Annotated in this window: 17 protein-coding genes; 12 read left to right on the forward strand and 5 right to left on the reverse strand. The window is 74.0% G+C overall.

Annotated features, from left to right (window positions below):
• Positions 1-134: 134 nt before the first annotated feature.
• From ACZ3YL_RS02210 to ACZ3YL_RS02225, 4 genes are all read left to right on the forward strand, one after another.
• Positions 135-905, forward strand: a complete 771-nt coding sequence (locus ACZ3YL_RS02210; RefSeq protein WP_465654775.1) for a class I SAM-dependent methyltransferase — start codon at positions 135-137, stop codon at positions 903-905.
• A gap of 214 nt (positions 906-1,119) precedes the next feature.
• Positions 1,120-2,133, forward strand: coding sequence for an aldo/keto reductase (locus ACZ3YL_RS02215; protein WP_465654777.1), 1,014 nt, complete (start codon positions 1,120-1,122; stop codon positions 2,131-2,133).
• A 68-nt stretch (positions 2,134-2,201) separates the two neighbouring features.
• Entirely contained in the window at positions 2,202-2,792 is a 591-nt protein-coding gene (locus ACZ3YL_RS02220; RefSeq protein ID WP_188303522.1) for a TetR/AcrR family transcriptional regulator, read from the forward strand.
• A 114-nt stretch (positions 2,793-2,906) separates the two neighbouring features.
• A complete protein-coding gene (locus ACZ3YL_RS02225; protein ID WP_465654780.1) occupies positions 2,907-3,824 on the forward strand; it encodes an ADP-ribosylglycohydrolase family protein in 918 nt (305 codons plus the stop codon).
• 118 nt (positions 3,825-3,942) lie between these two features.
• Here the strand turns inward: ACZ3YL_RS02225 and ACZ3YL_RS02230 are convergent, their stop codons facing one another.
• Positions 3,943-4,209, reverse strand: coding sequence for a GlsB/YeaQ/YmgE family stress response membrane protein (locus ACZ3YL_RS02230; RefSeq protein WP_188303520.1), 267 nt, complete (start codon positions 4,207-4,209; stop codon positions 3,943-3,945).
• Between the two features lie 184 nt (positions 4,210-4,393).
• On the opposite strand from ACZ3YL_RS02230, the gene ACZ3YL_RS02235 reads away from it, so the two are divergent.
• A complete protein-coding gene (locus ACZ3YL_RS02235) occupies positions 4,394-5,635 on the forward strand; it encodes a glycosyltransferase (RefSeq protein ID WP_465654782.1) in 1,242 nt (413 codons plus the stop codon).
• Between the two features lie 52 nt (positions 5,636-5,687).
• Here the strand turns inward: ACZ3YL_RS02235 and ACZ3YL_RS02240 are convergent, their stop codons facing one another.
• The 4 genes from ACZ3YL_RS02240 to ACZ3YL_RS02255 form a co-directional block, all read right to left on the reverse strand.
• Entirely contained in the window at positions 5,688-7,295 is a 1,608-nt protein-coding gene (locus ACZ3YL_RS02240) for an NCS1 family nucleobase:cation symporter-1 (protein ID WP_465654784.1), read from the reverse strand.
• Between the two features lie 44 nt (positions 7,296-7,339).
• The gene (locus ACZ3YL_RS02245; RefSeq protein WP_465654786.1) at positions 7,340-8,353 is read right to left on the reverse strand and encodes a TIGR03842 family LLM class F420-dependent oxidoreductase; all 1,014 of its coding nucleotides are present in this window, start codon (positions 8,351-8,353) and stop codon (positions 7,340-7,342) included.
• 78 nt (positions 8,354-8,431) lie between these two features.
• Positions 8,432-9,853, reverse strand: coding sequence for a dihydropyrimidinase (hydA, locus tag ACZ3YL_RS02250; protein WP_465654788.1), 1,422 nt, complete (start codon positions 9,851-9,853; stop codon positions 8,432-8,434).
• Between the two features lie 11 nt (positions 9,854-9,864).
• A complete protein-coding gene (locus tag ACZ3YL_RS02255) occupies positions 9,865-10,707 on the reverse strand; it encodes a nitrilase-related carbon-nitrogen hydrolase (protein WP_465654790.1) in 843 nt (280 codons plus the stop codon).
• A gap of 579 nt (positions 10,708-11,286) precedes the next feature.
• Between ACZ3YL_RS02255 and ACZ3YL_RS02260 the strand changes: the two genes are divergently transcribed.
• The 7 genes from ACZ3YL_RS02260 to ACZ3YL_RS02290 all read left to right on the forward strand — a co-directional run bounded on the left by ACZ3YL_RS02260 (position 11,287) and on the right by ACZ3YL_RS02290 (position 18,459).
• The gene (locus ACZ3YL_RS02260; protein ID WP_465654792.1) at positions 11,287-14,238 is read left to right on the forward strand and encodes a hypothetical protein; all 2,952 of its coding nucleotides are present in this window, start codon (positions 11,287-11,289) and stop codon (positions 14,236-14,238) included.
• 192 nt (positions 14,239-14,430) lie between these two features.
• Positions 14,431-14,508 carry a putative leader peptide gene (locus ACZ3YL_RS02265; protein ID WP_101948289.1) on the forward strand — a complete coding sequence of 26 codons (78 nt, stop codon included), beginning with the start codon at positions 14,431-14,433 and terminating at the stop codon, positions 14,506-14,508.
• A 226-nt stretch (positions 14,509-14,734) separates the two neighbouring features.
• Positions 14,735-15,280, forward strand: a complete 546-nt coding sequence (locus ACZ3YL_RS02270) for a cysteine dioxygenase (RefSeq protein ID WP_465654794.1) — start codon at positions 14,735-14,737, stop codon at positions 15,278-15,280.
• Positions 15,274-15,660, forward strand: a complete 387-nt coding sequence (locus ACZ3YL_RS02275) for a rhodanese-like domain-containing protein (RefSeq protein ID WP_188303441.1) — start codon at positions 15,274-15,276, stop codon at positions 15,658-15,660. Before ACZ3YL_RS02270 ends, ACZ3YL_RS02275 begins: the two co-directional genes overlap by 7 nt.
• A gap of 273 nt (positions 15,661-15,933) precedes the next feature.
• Positions 15,934-17,127 carry an ABC transporter ATP-binding protein gene (locus tag ACZ3YL_RS02280; RefSeq protein WP_188303440.1) on the forward strand — a complete coding sequence of 398 codons (1,194 nt, stop codon included), beginning with the start codon at positions 15,934-15,936 and terminating at the stop codon, positions 17,125-17,127.
• Complete coding sequence (locus tag ACZ3YL_RS02285; RefSeq protein WP_465654796.1) at positions 17,117-17,785, forward strand: ABC transporter permease; 669 nt, start codon at positions 17,117-17,119, stop codon at positions 17,783-17,785. The genes ACZ3YL_RS02280 and ACZ3YL_RS02285 overlap by 11 nt, the downstream gene beginning before the upstream one ends.
• Entirely contained in the window at positions 17,782-18,459 is a 678-nt protein-coding gene (locus tag ACZ3YL_RS02290) for an ABC transporter permease (RefSeq protein WP_188303438.1), read from the forward strand. Before ACZ3YL_RS02285 ends, ACZ3YL_RS02290 begins: the two co-directional genes overlap by 4 nt.
• The last annotated feature ends 20 nt before the right edge of the window (positions 18,460-18,479 follow it).

Here is an 18,479-nt window from a genome sequence, read left to right on the forward strand (position 1 = left end):
GTTCGCCCGATGCTACGGGCGGGGGTGGTTCGGCGCCCCCTCCTCCCGGGCAGCCGCACCCTCGACTTTCGTCGGGGGGCGGCGCCGCTCACCGGCCGATCCGGGCCGGTCGAGGCCTCCCTAGCGTCGACGGCATGACGACCGGACAGCTCCACCCGCGCCCCGATTCCCTTCCACCGCAGCGCGGTTCGCGCCTTTCGCCGTACGGCGGGGACCGTCTGCTGTTCCTCGCCGAGGCGCTGCGCACCTTCCAGGACACCGGCGCCCTGGCGCCGAGCGGACCGGATCTGGTGAACGCCCTGGCGGTGCCGGCCACCAGCCGTCCGAACCGGCCGATCTCGGTGCTGGAGGTCGGCGCGGGGACGGGCGTGGTGACCCGTCGGCTGGCCCAGGTGCTGCGCCCGGGCGACCGGCTGCACGTGGTCGAGGCGAATCCGCGGTTCGCCGAGCGGCTGCGGGAGGACCCGGTGCTGGCCGGGCGCCGGCCGGGGGTGGGGCTGCGACTGTCGGCCTGCCGGGTGGAGGAACTGCCGGAGGCGGCCGGGGCGCCGGGGCCGGACGGCGGCGAGGAGGGGGACGGCGACCACGGCAAAGGCGGCGGGCGGTACGACGTGATCGTCTCCGGGCTGCCGTTCACCAACTTCGAGCCGGCCGTGGTGCGGGACATCCTCGACCTCTACCTGCGGCTGCTGGCTCCGGGCGGCGAGCTGACCTACTTCGGCTACCTCGGCACCACGATGGCACGCACCCTCACCTCGGGCCCGCGCCGGGGTGCCCGCCACTGGGCGGTGGTGCGCCTGCTGCGGCGGTTCGAGGCGACGTACGGGCTGGGCGAGCGCACCGTGTGGCGCAACCTGCCGCCCGCCCGGGCCTACCTGCTGCGCTCGCCGGGGCCGTACGCCTAGCGGGCCGTACGTCTGGCGGGCCGTAAGCCTGGCAGTGCCTGCGCCCAGCAGGTCGCGCTCCCCCGGGCCGCAGCCGCGCCCCGGCGGCGCCCGGTGCGAACAAATGACAAAAGACAGCGAACAGATTTTGAAATCTGTTCGCTGTCATGCCATAGTGAGACCTGGGTCACACCGCCCTCCGCCATCCGGCGCCGCACCCGCCCTTGGAGCACCCATGTCCTCGACCACCCGCCCCGCACAGCGCGCCCTCGGCGCCTCCGGGCCCGTCACCTCCGCCCTCGGCCTCGGCTGCATGGGCATGTCCGACCTCTACGGCCCCGCCGACGAGGCCGAGAGCATCGCCACCATCCACGCCGCCCTGGACGCCGGGATCACCCTCCTCGACACCGGCGACTTCTACGGCATGGGCCACAACGAGCTGCTGATCCACGAGGCCCTGCGCAGCCGCGACCGCGAGAGCGTGCAGATCAGCGTGAAGTACGGCGCCCAGCGCGGCCCGGACGGCCAGTGGGCGGGCTACGACACCAGCCCGGCCGCCACCAAGACCGCGCTCGCCTACACCCTGCGCCGCCTGCGCACCGACCACGTCGACATCTACCGCCCGGCCCGCCTCGACCTGCGAGTCCCGATCGAGGAGACCGTCGGTGCCATCGCGGACCTGGTCAAGGCCGGTTACGTCCGTCACGTAGGCCTGTCCGAGGTCAGCGCCGACACCCTGCGCCGCGCCGCCGCCGTCCACCCGATCAGCGACCTCCAGATCGAGTACTCCCTGCTCACCCGCTCGATCGAGGCCTCCGTCCTGCCCGCCGCCCGCGAACTCGGCATCGGCATCACCGCGTACGGCGTGCTCTCCCGCGGCCTGCTGAGCGGCCACTGGACCCCGGAGCGCCCGCTCGCCGGCACCGACTTCCGCGGCAACAGCCCGCGCTTCCAGGGCGAGAACCTGACCCACAACCTCGCGCTGGTCGAGGCGCTGCGCGCGGTCGCCGACGCGAAGGGGGCGAGCGTCGCCCAGGTCGCCATCGCCTGGGTGGCCTCGCGCGGCGAGGACGTCGTCCCGCTGGTCGGCGCCCGCCGCCGGGACCGGCTGGCCGAGGCCCTCGGTTCGCTGGACGTCACGCTGACCCCGGCTGACCTCGCCGCCATCGAGGCGGCCGTCCCCGCCGGTGCCGCCGCCGGCGACCGGTACGCTGCCGCGCAGATGGCACGCCTGGACAGCGAGCACTGACCGAGCCCACGCTGACCAGCGCAAACCCTCCGCACCACCCGACCCGCACGACCCTAAGGACGGCCCCCGTGACCACGGACACCGCACTCACCGCCGAGCAGATCCTGAGCGCGGCGGAGGAAGTCCTCCGGCGGTTCGGCCCGGCCAAGGCCACCGTCGTGGACGTCGCCCGGGAACTCGGCGTCAGCCACAGCAGCGTCTACCGCCACTTCCCCAGCAAGGCGGCGCTGCGCGAGGCGGTCACCCAGCGCTGGCTGGACCAGGCGCACCACGAGCTGGAGACCATCTCGATCGACGCCGGCAGTGCCGCCGAGCGCCTCGAACGCTGGCTGACCACGCTGTTCACGGCCAAGCGCAAGAAGGCGCTGGACGACCCGGCGCTGTTCGCCACCTACCTGGTGCTGGCCGGGGAGAACAGTGCCATCGTCGAGGCACACGTCGAAACCCTGGTCAAGCAGATCGCCCAGATCGTCCACGACGGCACGGACCGCCGGGAGTTCAGGCTCGCCCACATCCAGACCACCGCCCGCGCCGTCTTCGACGCCACCGCCCCCTTCCACGACCCGATGTACGCGCCCACCTGGTCCGAGCCGACCGCGGACGAGCGCTTCGCGGCCGTCTGGAAGCTGATCCTCAGCGGGCTGAACGCCAAGCACTGACGACCGCGGGCGACGCGGCACCGGGGCGCCGGCGACCGGACCGAAATCCGGTCGCCGGCGCCCCGGCCCGTCGGGCAGACTGCCGCCCACGGTTGATCTCACTCGGAGGATGACATGCGCGCGGCCGGCCCGGTCCTGGACAGTCTGCGGGGGCTCGCCCTCGGCGACGCCTTCGGCGACCGGTGGTTCTCGGTCCCGCTCGACGAGGCGTCCGCCGCCCTGGCCGCCCGGCTGGTCCGCCCGGCGCCCTGGCACTGGACCGACGACACCGCGATGGCCCTCGTCCTGGTCCGCCACCTCGCCGCCCACGGCGAGGTCCGACAGTCCGCGCTGGCCGGGGAGTTCGCGGCCGAGTACACCCGCGAGTACCAACGCAAGTACGGCCCGTCCATGCACCGGGTGCTGCGCGGGATCGGCGCAGGCGGGGACTGGCGCGCCATCACCTCGGGCCAGTTCGAGGGCCAGGGCTCGTACGGCAACGGCGCCGCGATGCGGGTCGCCCCACTGGGCGTCTGGTTCGCCGACGACCTGGCCGAGGTCGCCCGGCAGGCCGAACTCCAGGCGCTCACCACCCACTTCCACCCCGAGGCGGTCACCGGAGCGGTGGCGGTGGCCCTGGCCGCGGCGCTCGCCGTCCGCAGCCGGGGCGGGCGCCCGCCCCGACGGGCCGAGTTGCTCACCGAGGTGGCCGGCCGGCTGCCGGACGGCGACGTCCGCTCCGGCCTGCGGATCGCCGCGCGGCTGCCCGAGCACACCAGCATCCGGCACGCCGCCGGTGTGCTCGGCTCGGGGCTGATGATCTCGGCGCCGGACACCGTCCCGTTCGCCCTCTGGTCCGCCGCCGGGCACCTGGACTCACTGCCCGGGGCGATCTGGCACACCCTGGAGGGCTGGGGCGACCAGGACACCACCTGCGCCATCGCCGCCGGCGTGGTCGCCGCCCGCACCGGGCTCGCCGACGTACCCGCCGCCTGGCTCAGGGCCTGCGAGGACCTGCCGGACTGGGTCGCCGAGGCCTCGGTGACGCGGTAGCGACCGGACCACCGCGGGCCGGACGCCGCGAGCACGCCGACGGGCCGGACGCCGCAAGCACACCGACGGGCCGGCCCCCAGCGGGACCGGCCCGTCGACCGCGTTCCGAACGCCCGTCTCAGCGGCGCGAGTTGCCGAAGATCAGCCGGTAGGCGATCAGCAGCACCAGCGCGCCGCCGATCGCGGCCACCCAGGTCGGCCCGTCGAAGAACCGGGCCGTGATCGACCGGTGCAGGAAGTGCGACGCGATCCAGCCGCCGACGAAGGAGCCGGCGATCCCGATCAGGGTCGTCACGATCAGGCCGCCCGGGTCCCTCCCGGGCAGCAGCAGTTTGGCCAGGGCTCCGGCCACCAGGCCCAGCACGATCCACGCGATGACGCTCATCCGACCCATCCCTCCCGTCCGCGGCGCGACGGCCCCGTCCCGCGCGCTCTGCACCCAAGGACGCCGCCGCCCACCGGCCCGGTTCCGGGCGGCCCGCCCGGACGGCGTGATCCGGCCACCCGGAGCCGACCGGTCCGCGCGTGGCGTCCTTCCGACCGGACGCACCCGCCGAAATACTGCGGCCATGCGCATCCTGATCGCCACCGCCGGCTCCCGGGGCGATGTCGCCCCCTTCACCGGGCTCGGCGTCCGCCTGCGGGGGGCCGGACATCAGGTGGCCGTCGCCACCCACACCACCTTCGCCGAGTCGGTACGGGGCGCCGGGCTGGAGTTCCGCCCACTGCCGGTCGACCCGCGCGCCGAACTGGCCTCCACCGAGGGCCGACGGCTGCTACGGGCCGGCGGCGGACCGCTGGCCGTCCTGCAACTCCTGCGCCTCGGGCGGCGGTTCATGCCCGCCCTCGGCGAGGGCATCGCCGACGCCACGGCGCTCGGCACCGACCTGCTGCTCACCACCAGCACTACCAGTACGCTCGGCCAGGTCGCGGCCGAGGCGGCCGGCATCCCCAGCATCGGGCTGTACCTCCAACCCCTCTCCCCCACCCGCGAGTTCGCGCCCGCCGTGACCGGCTCCCGCTCGCTCGGGCGGTCCGGCAACCTGCTGGCCGGGCAGGCCGTCCAGGCGGCCACCGACCAGCTGTTCGTCCCGGCCGTCCGCAGGCTGCGCCGACGGCTCGGCCTGCCGCCGCTGGGCGTCGCCCGCGCCCGGCGCGACCACCCCGTCCTGCACGGCTTCTCGCCGCGGGTCGTCCCCCGGCCGACGGACTGGCACCCCCGGCTGGGCGTCGCCGGGTACTGGTGGCCGCCCGAGCAGCCCGACTGGCAGCCGCCCCAGCGGCTGCTGGACTTCCTGGCCGCCGGACCGCCACCGGTCTTCGTCGGCTTCGGCAGTCTGGTCGTGCCCGAGCCCGAGCGGCTCACCGCGACCGTCCTCGCCGCCGCCCGGGCCGCCCGGGTCCGCGTCCTGCTGCAGTCGGGCTGGAGCGGGCTGGCCGCGGAGGACTCCGACGCCGTGCTGACCATCGGCGACACCCCGCACGACTGGCTGTTCCCCCGCACCGCCGCCGTCGTCCACCACGCGGGCGCGGGCACCACGGCGGCCACCCTGCGCTCCGGCACCCCGGCCGTCCCGGTGCCCGCCCAGCTGGACGCCCCGTTCTGGTCCGCCCGCCTGACCGCGCTCGGCGTCTCCCCCGGCCCCGTCCCCCTGCGCACCCTGACCCCCAGCCGCCTCGCCACCGCCCTTCGCCACCTCCTGGACGACCCCCACTACCGCACCCGGGCCCGGTCCTTCGCCGCCGCCCTCGCCACCGAGGACGGCGCCGCCAAGGTCCTGGCCGCCGTGGAGGCGACGGCGCACGAATGACGAGGAAACAGATGACAGCTGACAGATTTCGAAATCTGTCAGCTGTCATCTGTCAGCTGTTTTCTGTTGGCTGTTTTCTGTCAGCCGTCTTCTGTCCGCTGCCATCCGTTACCCGCCCGCCGCCCGCCGCTCGCCGCCCGGGAACACTGAGCACCAGGTACACCACCCCCGCCGACATCAGGCCGACCGCCCAGCCGTAGTCGGCGAGCGGCTTGAGGAAGGGGATCACGCCGTCCACCGGGAACGGTCCCTGCTTCACGCCGTGTCCGTCGACGGTGGAGTACGAGCCCCCGATCGCCAGCAGGCCGCCGACCAGCAGGGCAGTGACCGCCCGCCAGTTCCAGCCGGCCGCGTACCAGTACGCCCCGGACGGCCGATAGAGCTCGGCGAGCCGCAGCCGGGTGCGGCGCAGCACCCAGTAGTCCGCGATCAGCACCCCGGCGACCGTCCCGAGCAGTCCGCCGACCACGCCCAGCCAGACGTAGATGTAGACGTGCGGGTCGGCGGTCAGCCGCCACAGGAAGAGAGCCATCCCGACCACGCCCGTGATCAGCGCCCCGGTACGGAAGTTGACGAACCGGGGCAGCAGGTTGGCCAAGTCGTAGGCCGGGGAGACGACGTTGGCGGCGATGTTCACCGACAGCGTGGCGACGAGGACGGTCAGCAGCGCGAACAGCAGGGCGACCGGGCTCTCCATCTTCGCGGCGAGCTTGATCGGGTCCCACACCGGCTCGCCGTAGACCGCCGCGGAGCCCGAGGTGACCAGCACCGACAGCAGCGCGAAGAGCGTCATCGTGGTCGGCAGGCCGAGCGCCTGGCCGCGGATCTGGGCCCGCTGGCTGCCGCCGAAGCGGGTGAAGTCCGGGATGTTGAGGGCCAGCGTGGACCAGAACCCGATCATCCCCATCAGCGACGGGAAGAAGACCTTCCAGAACCCGCCGCCCCAGCCCAGTTTCGACGGCTGGTCCAGCAACGGCCCCAGCCCGCCCGCCTTGACGCCGATCCACACCAGCAGCGCGAGCGCGCCGGCGATGACGAACGGTGCCGCCCAGTTCTCGAAGCGCCGCAGCGCCTCCATCCCCCGGGCGATGATGACCATCTCGATCAGCCAGAACAGCAGGAAGGAGGCCCACTGCGTCCACGGGTACCCGCCGAACTCCGGTGCCGTGTTCCAGGATTCGCCGAGCAGCCGGCCTGCGAGCAGGAAGATCCCCTCGCCCCCGATCCAGGTCTGGATGCCGAACCACGCGCAGGCCACCGCCGCCCGGATGAGCGCGGGCAGGTTGGCGCCGCGCAGTCCGAACGCGGCCCGGGCGAACACCGGGAACGGAATACCGTACTTCGTCCCGGCGTGTCCGGTGAGGAGCATCGGCGCGAGCACGATCAGGTTGGCGAGCGCGATGGTCAGCACCGCCTGCTTCCAGTCCATCCCGATCGCGATCAGGCCCGAAGCCAGCGTCCAGGACGGGATGTTGTGGGCCATGCCGACCCAGAGTGCGAGGAAGTTGTAGGTGGTCCAGGTGCGCCGCCGCACCGGGACCGGCCGGAGGTCGTCACTGGTGAAGCCGTTGGGTGGCAACACCCCCTCGGCCGGGTCGAGTTCGACCCGGCCGTCGGGGTGCTGCCGCTGTCCGCCGCCGCCGGTCGCGGTGTCGGCCATGGGCAACTCCCGTCTGCCGCGTGCGGGATCAGGGGATCACGGGTTCAGAGGTGGGGGATGACGTCCGTGCCGTAGGCGTCGATGGTGGCCTCGACCGCGTCGTGCATGGCGTAGACGGCGAACTGGTCGACGCCGAGCGAACGGAGTTCCGCGAGCCGGTCGCGCTGGGTCCCGACCGGCCCGATCAGGCAGAAGCGGTCGACGATCTCGTCCGGGACGAAGGCCGTGTCGGGGTTCCCGGCCCGGCCGTGGTGGCTGTAGTCGTAGCCCTGGCGGTTCTTGATGTAGTCGGTGAGGGCGTCGGGCACCAGGTCGGAGTGCTCCCCGTAGTGGCTGACCAGGTCGGCGACGTGGTTGCCGACCATCCCGCCGAACCAGCGGCACTGCTCCCGGGCATGGGCCAGCGCGGCGGCCGAGTCGTCGGCGGTGACGTACGCGGGCGCGGCCACGCAGATGGTGACGGAGGCCGGGTCCCGGCCCGCCTCGACGGCCGCGGCCCGGACCGCCTTGACCATGTACTCGGTGAGGTACGGATCGGCCAACTGCAGAATGAAGCCGTTGGCCTGACGGCCCGTCAGCGCCAGCGCCTTGGGCCCGTAGGCGCCCATCCAGATCGGCAGCGCGGCGCCGGGGCCGACCCACGGCAGGTGCATCTCGGTGCCGTCCACCTCGACGGTGCGCCCCTCGGCCAACTCCTGGATGGCGTGCATGGCTTGGGAGAGCCGGTCGAGCGTGGCGGGCCGGCGTCCGGCGACCCGCATGGCGGAGTCGCCGCGGCCGATGCCGCAGACGGTGCGGTTGCCGTACATGTCGTTCAGGGTGGCGAACAGGGAGGCGGTGACCTCCCAGGTGCGGGTGGAGGGGTTGGTGACCATCGGGCCGACGGTGAGCCGCTCGGTCTCGGCGAGGATGCGGCTGTAGATGACGAAGGGTTCCTGCCACAGCACGCAGGAGTCGAAGGTCCAGCCGTGGCTGAACCCGGCCCGTTCGGCGCGGATCATCCGGTCGATGAGCAGGCGGGCGGGCGGGTCGGTCTGCAGGACGAGGCCGATGTCCATGGGTGGCTCCGGGAGAGGGGTCGGGAGGGTGGCCCGGGGCCGGCGGGCACACCGCGCGGCCCCGGACGGGAGGGGGGATCAGGTCAGGTACTGGCAGGTGTCGCGGCGCAGGAAGGTGCCGTGGCCGGCCCGGCCGAGCCAGCGGCCGTCGTCCAGTACCACGGTGCCGCGCGAGAGCACCGTCCGGGCCCGGCCGGTGAGTTGCCGGCCCTCGTACGCCGAGTAGTCCACGTTCATGTGGTGGGTGGCGGCGGAGACGGTCTGCACCGCGGTGGGGTCGTAGACCACGAGGTCGGCGTCCGCGCCGGGCGCGATGGTGCCCTTGCGCGGGTGCAGCCCGAACATCCGGGCCGGGGCGGTGCAGGCGATCTCGATCCAGCGGCGCCGGCTGATCCGCCCGTCCACCACGGCCTGGTGGAGCAGGTCCATCCGGTTCTCCACGCCGGGAAGGCCGTTGGGGATCTTGGAGAAGTCGCCGCGGCCCAGTTCCTTCTGCCCGACGTAACAGAACGGGCAGTGGTCGGTGGAGACCACCTGGAGGTCGTCGGTGCGCAGCCCGCGCCAGAGCGCCTCCTGGTGCTCGCGCGGCCGGAGCGGCGTGCTGCACACGTACTTGGCGCCCTCGAAACCCGGTTCCGCGAGGTTGTCGGTGGAGAGGAAGAGGTACTGCGGACAGGTCTCGCCGAACACGGGGAGCCCGGCGTCGCGGGCCCGGGCGAGTTCGTCGAGCGCGGAGGCGGCGGAGACGTGCACCACGTAGAGCGGGCTGCCGGCCACCTGGGCGAGCTTGATCGCCCGGTGGGTGGCCTCGGCCTCCAGCAGTTCGCGCCGGACCTCGCCGTGGTGGCGCGGCGCGGTGCGCCCGGCGGCCAGGGCCTGTTCGACCAGGACGTCGATGGCGATGCCGTTCTCGGCGTGCATCATGGTCAGCCCGCCGTTGGCCGCCCCGCGCTGCATGGCGCGCAGGATCCGGCCGTCGTCGCTGTAGAAGACGCCGGGGTAGGCCATGAAGAGCTTGAAGGAGGTGGACTCGCCGGAGTCGACCAGCGTGTCCATCTCCTTGAGGACGGCGTCGTTGACGTCCGAGACGATGGTGTGGAAGGCGTAGTCGATCGCGCAGTTGCCCTCGGCCTTGGCGTGCCAGGTGTCCAGGCCCTCGCGCAGGGCGCCGCCGACGGGCTGGACTGCGAAGTCGACGATGGTGGTGGTGCCGCCCCAGGCGGCGGCGCGGGTACCGGTCTCGAAGGTGTCGGAGGCCGCGGTGCCGCCGAACGGCAGCTCCATGTGGGTGTGGGCGTCGACGCCGCCCGGGATGACGTAGTGGCCGGTGGCGTCGATGACGGTGTCGGCGGTCCAGGCCTCGGCGGCGGCGCTGCCGGTGGCGGCGAGGGCGGTGACGTGCTCGCCCTCGATCAGGACGTCGGCGTGGAGTTCGTCGGCGGCGGTGATGACGAGGCCGCCGCGGACGACGGTGCGCTGCCGCGGGTCACGGGTGGTCATCGCGCTGCTCCTCAGGCCTCGGCGAGCGGCCCGTAGGCGTCGGGCCGACGGTCGCGGTAGAACGCCCACTGCTGGCGGACCTGTTCGATCAGACCGAGGTCGAGGTCGCGGACGACGAGTTCCTCCTCCTTGTCGGAGGCGACCTCGCCGACGAACTGGCCGCGCGGGTCGACGAAGTAGGAGGTGCCGTAGAAGTCGTTGTCGCCGTACTCCTCGGTGCCGACCCGGTTGATGGCGGCGACGAAGTACTCGTTGGCGACGGCGGCGGCGGGCTGTTCGAGCTGCCACAGGTAGGCGGACAGGCCGCGGCTGGTGGCGGAGGGGTTGTAGACGATCTGCGCCCCGGCCAGGCCCAGGGCGCGCCAGCCCTCGGGGAAGTGCCGGTCGTAGCAGATGTACACGCCGACCTTGCCGACGGCGGTGTCGAAGACGGGCCAGCCGAGGTTGCCGGGCTTGAAGTAGTACTTCTCCCAGAAGCCCTTGACCTGCGGGATGTGGTGCTTGCGGTACTTGCCGAGGTAGCTGCCGTCCGCGTCGATCACCGCGGCGGTGTTGTAGTACACGCCGGCCTGCTCCTCCTCGTAGACCGGTACGACGATCACCATGCCGAGTTCGCGGGCGAGGTCCCGCATCCGGCGCACGGTCGGACCGTCCGGCACGGCCTCGGCCCAGCGGTAGTGCTCGGCTTCCTGGACCTGACAGAAGTACGGGGCGTTGAAGACCTCCTGGAAGCCGATGATCTTCGCGCCCTGGGCGGCGGCCTCGCGGGCGTGCCGCTCGTGGAGCGCGATCATGCTCTCCTGGTCGCCGGTCCAGCGGGTCTGGACGAGCGCGGCACGGACGATCTGCGACATGGGTACCTCCGCAACTCCGCGTCCCGGCCGTGCGGTCGGGCCCGCGGTCTGAGGGTTGACGGGGCGGGTCTCGCCTGCGGGTCCGCTCCGGGAGCCACAGGGGTCTACGGGAAGGGTCTACGTGCGTAGAACGCGATCTGTAGACGGTAGGCCGGGCTTTGGTCGCCTGACAATACGTCGACGGCATCGCGTCTGGGGCGATCTTGTAGCGCGGACACGCGGTCGGTCCCTGGTGGGATGAAACGCTCATCTACCCCGGAAGTGACCTCCTTACTCATTCGAGTGAAAGCGGTCACCGGGGGTGCGGAATCGGCCACGACAGGGTAAAACGCGCGTGGACGCTTCGACGGATCGTCATACGACGCTGCTACGAGGCGACTTCAGGAGCAGGGCACGGGGATCGACGGTCGGCGGGGAGCCGAACGGGGGGTGGTACGGATGGCAGCGGTGGACGGGCACGAGGAGCGTCCGGCGGACAGGTCGGCACCGGCATCGGCGGCGGACACGTCGGCACCGGCATCGGCATCGGCGGCGGCGGACACGTCGGCGCAGACGGGCGCGAGCGCGGGCGACGGCACGGTGGGCCGGCCGCCGGCCCTGCCCGCCTGGGCGGGCCTGCTGCTCGCCCTCGGGGCGCTGTTGCCGCTCGCCCTCGGCCTCCTGTCGGCCCGCGGCCAGTCGCCGCACACCCGGCTGACCGCCCTGCAGCTGGCCGGCTCCCGGGCGGCCGCCGAGGCGGTCGTCGGGGAGCGCACCTCGGCCTACCTCACCGCGCTGCGCGACGAGCTCTGGCTGATCGGCGGCTACGGGCTGACGCTGGTCGCCGCGGCCCTGCTCGGCGGGTACGTGCTCGGGCGCCGACACCGGATCGGCCCGGCACTGCTGGTCGGGATCGCCGGGCCGCTCGCCGCGGGCTGCGACCTCGGCGCGAACGTCCTGCTGCGCCTCGGGCTCGACCACGGAGGCTCCGACACCCCCTTCACAGTGGCGGCCGCGCTCACCACCGTCACCTGGCTGCTGCTCCTGCCCACCGGGGTGGCGGCGGCCGGCCTGCTGACGGTGACGGCCGCCCGGGCCGCCCGGGGCCTGAGCCCCGGGGCGGCGAAATCCGCCGACGACGCCGACCCCGACCGCCCGGCGCTGATACCGCCGTGGCCCGTCCTCACCCGGCACGGGCGGCCGCTGCACCAGGCCCCGCACCAGCACCGGGCCCCGCGCCGAGAGGGGGCGTCCGACGCCCCCGGCGCCCACGCCCACTGGCGGGACGCCGGCCGGGTGCCGCCCGGCCGCGAGCCCGCCGAGCTGGGCTTCTGCGTCTCGGGCGGTGGCATCCGCTCGGCCTGCGTCACGCTCGGTGCGCTCCAGGCGCTGCGCCCGTGGCTGAAACGGGCCCGCTACCTGGTGTCCGTCTCCGGCGGCGGCTACACCGTGGGCGCGCTGCAGCTCGCGCTCAGCGACTCCGCGCCCGGCAGCCCGGTGCGCGCCGCCTCGGGCCTGACGGCCGACACGGTGATGGAGCCCGGCTCCCCGGAAGAGGACCACCTCCGCCGCCACAGCAAGTACATCGCCGACGGCGCCGGCGAGTGGCTGGTCGCCCTCGGCACGCTGCTGCGCGGGGTGCTGTCCGCGCTCACCCTGCTGCTGGCCGCCGTCCTGGTGCTCGGCCTCGGCCTCAGCCGCTTCTACCACGCCGTCCCGCTCACCGACCTGGACGCCCTGGCCGCCGCCGGCCTGCGCCACCCGGGCGCCGTACCGGGCGCGTTGGCCTTCCGCACCCCCGCGCTGGCCGCCCTCGGCGCACTGCTCGCCGCGGCGGCCGGGTGCTGGCTGCTGTGGCTGCTGGCCTTCCCGCCGCTCGGCTGGCAAGCGGTGCTGCCGCGCGCGCTACGCCGGCTCAACTACGCCGCGCTCGCGCTGGCCGGACTGCTGGCCCTCGGGGTGCTGGCGGTGCCGGGGCTGGCCTGGGGCGCGGTCCGGCTCCAACAGGCGCTGGCGGCCGGCCCGCAGCTGACCGGCGCCGGCCTCAGCCTGACCGTGGTGCTCAGCTACCTCGCCCTGCTGCTCGGCATACTCTGGCGCGACCGCCGGACGATCGGCCGGGGCGTGCACGCGGCCGCCGGGGCGCTGCGCGGCGCGGGCCGGATCGGCGGCGGGCTGACCGCCAACCTCCCCCAGTACCTGGTGGTCTGGGCCGCCCTCGGCACGCTGACGGCGGGCGCGCTGCTGGCCCTCGGCTGGGCGGTCGCCACCGGGTACGCCTGGCCGACGGCCGTCCAGGTGCTGCTGCCGCTGGTGCTCGGCGCGGTCGGGCTCAACCTCGACCAGACCTGGATGAGCCTGCACCCGTTCTACCGGCTGCGCCTGGCCTCGGCGTTCGCGGTCCGCCGGGTCACCGAGGGCGGCCGCTCGCTGGCCCGCCGGTACGACTTCCACCGGGAGCAGACCTGGCTGAGCCACTACGCCGCCCGGCACCCCGACTTCCCCCAGGTGATCTTCTCGGCGGCGGCCAACCTGTCCGGCAACTCCCGCACCCCGCCCGGCCGTCGGGCGGTCTCCTTCTCGTTCTCGTACGACTACGTGGGCGGCCCGGACGTCGGGTACGCGCGCACCGACCTGCTGGAGCGGCGCACCCGCCGGCACATCGCCCGGGACCTCACCGTGCAGTCCGCGATGGCCGTCTCCGGCGCCGCCTTCTCCTCCGCGATGGGCCGCCAGTCCCGGGTCTACCAGGGGCTGTTCGCGGTGACCAACGCCCGGCTCGGGACCTGGCTGCCCAACCCGGCACAGCTCGGCCCGGCCTGGTCCGGCGCACCCGACTGGCGCCGCCCCGGGCAGCCCGCCGTCCGCCGACTCCCGTACCAACTACGGGAGCTGACCGGCCGGTTCCCCGCCGACGACCGGTTCCTGCTCACCACCGACGGCGGGCACTACGAGAACCTCGGGCTGGTCGAGCTGCTGCGGCACCGGGTGCGGACGGCGGTCGGCGTCGACGCCAGCGGGGACTCCGGCTACGCCGCCAACCTGGCCGCCGCCATCACCCTGGCCCGCGAGGAACTCGGCGTCGTCATCACCCTGCACCAGCCGGAGCTGCTGATCCCGGGCAGCGCCACCGCCGGGCGGGACGGGTCCGCCCCGCCCCTGCACGGGCTGGCGGCCCAGCTCTCCGACCGGCTCTCGGCCTGCGGCGTGATCACCGGGGACATCCACTACCCGGCCCTCGACGGCGAGCCCGGCTCCGAGCGGCACGGCACACTGATCGTCCTCCAGGCCGTGCTGACCGCCGACATGCCGTACGAGCTGCACTCCTACGCGGTGGCCAACCAGGCCTTCCCGAACGACGGCACCAGCGACCAGTGGTTCAACCACCAGCAGTTCGACGCCTACCAGACGCTCGGCCGCTACCTGGGCGAGCAGGCCGGGCCGGTGGTCGAGCGCGCCCTGTCGACGGCGGCGGACGGCTCCACCGCGCCCGCGCCCGGCCCGGCGCCCGCAGCGGCGCCGCCGGCACCGCGCGTTCCGGCCGAGGGCTGAGCCGGGGAACCGAGCCGGGGGGACAGCGCTGAGGGCAGAGCCGGAGGGGAAGCAGCGGGGGCCGAGCCCGCGGTCGAGCCGAGGAGGTGGAGGGGGCCGAGGCCGAGGAGTGTCGAGCCGCTGGTTAACAGGGCGCAACAAGCGGGCGCCCCGGCTTGACTTCCTCCGACCGGCTCGGAAAGGATCCCTGGCATGGACTCCGGCACCACTCTGGTTTGCCGCCTGCACGTCGATCTGCGACGCCAGGCGAGTTCCATCTGTGCCTGTTGACCCTGCTCCGCTCCGCCGGTTCCGCCCTGTGACCACCGCCAGGGCCCGTACCGCGCACCCGCACCCGCAGTCCTGAATCCCGCCCGCCCGGCGGCACCCGCGCGTGCCGTGCCAGGTCGAGCCAGGTCGCTCCGCCGGCCCGCGCCCGTCACCGTCACGCCGCAGCCCCGCCACCGGACCCGAGCGCCCCTGCCGACGTTCCCGCCGCACCCGAGGACGCCCCCCCATGAGCCTGGACCTGGTAGCCGATACCCCGACCCCTGCCCCCGCCCCCGAGGAGCCCAATCCCGAGCAGCCAGCCGCCGGGCGGCCCCGCGCCCCGCTCAGCCCGAGCACCCTGCGGACCGTCGTCCGCGAGCTGGCCGAGCAGCCCGAGCAGTGGATCCACCTGGTCCGTCTCTCCACCGAGGAGCGCTGGTACCAGCGCCTGGTGGCCGACGACGACCACGAGGTCTGGCTGATCAGCTGGCTGCCCGGCCAGTCCACCGGCTTCCACGACCACGGCGGCTCGCGCGGCGCGTTCACCGTCGCGCTCGGCGAGCTGGAGGAGCTGTCCCTCGGCGGCCCGGAGCAGGGCCTGCTGATCCGCCGGGTCCCGGCCGGCACCGCCCGTGCCTTCGGCCCGGAGTACGTGCACGACGTGCGCAACACCGCCTCGGGCCCGGCCGTCACCCTGCACGCCTACTCGCCCCCGCTCAGCGCGATGGCGCACTACGACCTGCGGGCCGGCGGGCTCGTCCGCACCTCGATGGAAGGACCGGAGCAATGGTGACCACGATCGACGACCTGGTGGAGCGGGCCCGCGAGGGCGTCCACCGTCCGCGCGCCCGGGAGGCGTACCAGTCTCACCTGGAGGGCGCGCTGCTGGTGGACATCCGTCCGGCGGCGCAGCGGGCGGCCGAGGGTGAGATCCCCGGCTCGCTGATCATCGAGCGCAACGTCCTGGAGTGGCGGCTCGACCCGACGGGCAGTCACCGCATCCCCGAGGCCTCGGGCTACGACGTCGAGGTGGTCGTGGTCTGCTCGGAGGGCTACGCCTCCAGTCTGGCCGCGGCCTCGCTGCGCGAGCTGGGGCTGCACCGCGCGACCGATCTGGACGGCGGGTTCGTCGGCTGGGCGGCGGCCGGGCTGCCGACCCGACCGGGCGGCTGAGCCGAAGTCACACCCGCGCCCCCGGCCGTCGGGTCGGCGGTCACAGCGCGTGGCCCCGGCGGCCGAGCCGGGGTCACGCGGTGTGCCGGGCCGTAAATCAGGGACAGGAGATGATGCAGGTCATAGGCTGATCAGAGTTTCCGCCGGTCCGAAGCTGGGCAGCCACGCGGGCGGAAGAACGCCCGGGCGGTGAGCCGCCATCAACCGAACGACCCGTAAGACCGACCGACACAGGCGCCGCCACCACCGGGCGCCCTGACGAGGAAACACTCCGTGATCAGATTCGAGGGCGCCGGCAAGCGCCACCCCGACGGCACCATCGCGGTCGAGGGACTGGACCTGGAGGTCCCGACCGGTCGGATAACCGTCCTGGTCGGACCGTCCGGCTGCGGCAAGACCACCCTGCTGCGCATGGTCAACCGGATGGTCGAGCCCACCTCGGGCCGCGTCCTGCTGGACGACGCCGACGTCGCGGGGCTGGAACCCGCCAAGCTGCGCCGCGGCATCGGTTACGTGATCCAGCAGGCGGGGCTCTTCCCGCACCGCAAGGTGATCGACAACATCGCCACCGTGCCGTACCTGCTCGGCTGGGACCGCAAGAAGGCCCGTGCCCGGGCCGCCGAACTGCTGGAACTCGTCGGCCTCGCCCCCGAGACCGCCAAGCGCTACCCCTTCCAGCTGTCCGGCGGGCAGCAGCAGCGGGTCGGCGTGGCCCGGGCGCTGGCCGCCGACCCGCCGGTGCTGCTGATGGACGAACCGTTCAGCGCCGTCGACCCGGTGGTGCGGGCCGGGCTCCAGGACGAGCTGCTGCGGCTGCAGTCCGAGCTGCACAAGACGGTGCTGTTCGTCACCCACGACATCGAGGAGGCCGTCCGGCTGGGCGACCAGGTCGTGGTGCTGCGCGAGCACGGCCGGATCGCCCAACTGGCCGATCCGCACACCCTGCTGACCTCCCCCGCCGACGACGGCGTGGCCGCCTTCCTCGGCCGTGACCGGGGCCTGCGCGGCCTCGGCCTGCGGCCCGCGAAGGCCATCCGGCCGCGCCCGCTCGACGACGGACTCGGGTACGGCGGCTGGGAGTTGGCCCTGGACGACGAGCGCCGGCCGATCGGCTGGATCGACCGCGGCACGGGCAGCACCGAACTGCAGCCGGCCGCCGGCTACCACCCGGACACCGACACCCTGCGCGCCGCCCTGGACGCCGCCGTGCTCTCCCCCGCCGGGGTCGCCATCGCGCTGGACGCGGGCGGCCGGGCGATCGGCACCGCCGACCGCGAGGCCGTCCTCGCCGCGCTCACACCCGTCGGCGGCGGGCCGGTCGACGCGGCGGGGCCCGTCGACGCGGCGGGGCTCGTCAGCGTGGAGAAGCCCGTCAGCATGGAGAAGCCCGTCAGCGTGGAGCGGCCGGTCAGCATCGACAAACCGGACCGGACCGGCACGGCGGACGGAGCCGACGGTGGACGATGAACCGATCGTCCGCTGGTACTGGATCGGCGACCACCTCGGCTACCTGGGCAACCTGCTCGCCGACCACGCCGTGATCGCCCTGGTCCCGGTGCTCATCGGCCTGCTGCTGGCCGTCCCGCTCGGCCTGGCCTGCGCCCGCTTCCCCCGGCTGTACCAGCCGCTGTCCGCCGTCTTCAACATCGTCTACGCGCTGCCCTCGCTGGCCGTCTTCGTGGTGCTGATCCCGTACACCGGGCTCGCCACCCAGGCGACGGTGATGATCCCGCTCACCTTCTACGCCCTCGCCGTCCTGCTGCCGACCACCGTGGACGGGCTGCGCGCCGTCCCGGACTCGGTGCGGCAGGCCGCCACCGCGATGGGCTACGGGCCGTGGCACCGGCTGACCGCCGTCGAACTGCCCGCGGCCGTGCCGTACCTGATCGCCGGGATGCGGGTCGCCGCGGTGTCCAGCATCTCGCTCGCCAGCGTCGGCGCGCTGATCGGGCGCGGCGGGCTGGGCTACCTGTTCATCGACGGCTTCCAGCGCACCTTCCCGACCCCGATCGTGGCCGGCATCGTGCTGATCGCCGTGCTGGCGCTGGCCGTCGACCTGCTGCTGGTGGCCGCCCGCCGGCTGCTCGCGCCCTGGGCCGTCCGGGAGCAGGGGGCGGGCTCGTGAACTGGCTGAACTGGCTGAGCGACTTCTTCTCCGATCCGGACCGCCGCAGCGGTCCGGACTCGATCGTGCACCGGGTCTCCGAGCACCTGCTGCTCTCCGGCGAGGCGCTGTTCTACGCGGCGCTGATCGCCGTCCCGCTCGGGCTGCTGATCGGCTACACCGGGCGCGGCGTCACCGTGGTCACCGCGCTCGCCGGGGCCGCCCGCGCGCTGCCCACCCTCGGCCTGGTGACGCTCGCGGTGCTGCTCGCCGGGGTCGGCGACACCGCCGTACTGTTCCCGCTCGTCGCGCTGGCCGCGCCGCCGCTGCTGGTGGCGGCCGTCGAGGGGGTGCGCGGCACCGACCCGGACGTCCGGGACGCCGCGCGCGGGATCGGCCTGACCCACCCGCAGGTGCTCCTCCAGGTCTGCCTGCCCTCCGCCGCGCCGACCCTGCTGGCGGGCTTCCGCACCGCGACCGTCCAGGTGATCGCGACCGCCACGGTGGCGGCCTACGTCGGGCTGGGCGGTCTCGGCCGCTACGTCATCGACGGGCTGGCCACCCGGCAGTACGCGGTGACCGTGGGCGGCGCGCTGCTGGTGGTGCTGCTCGCGGTCGGCGCCCAGCTGTTCTTCGCCCTGCTCGCCCGGTTCGCGCTCCCGCCCGGGGTGCGCGCCCAGCGCAAGGCCCGCTGAGGCCCCCTCCGCTCTCCTCT

It is taken from the genome of Kitasatospora sp. NPDC023176 (assembly GCF_055560495.1).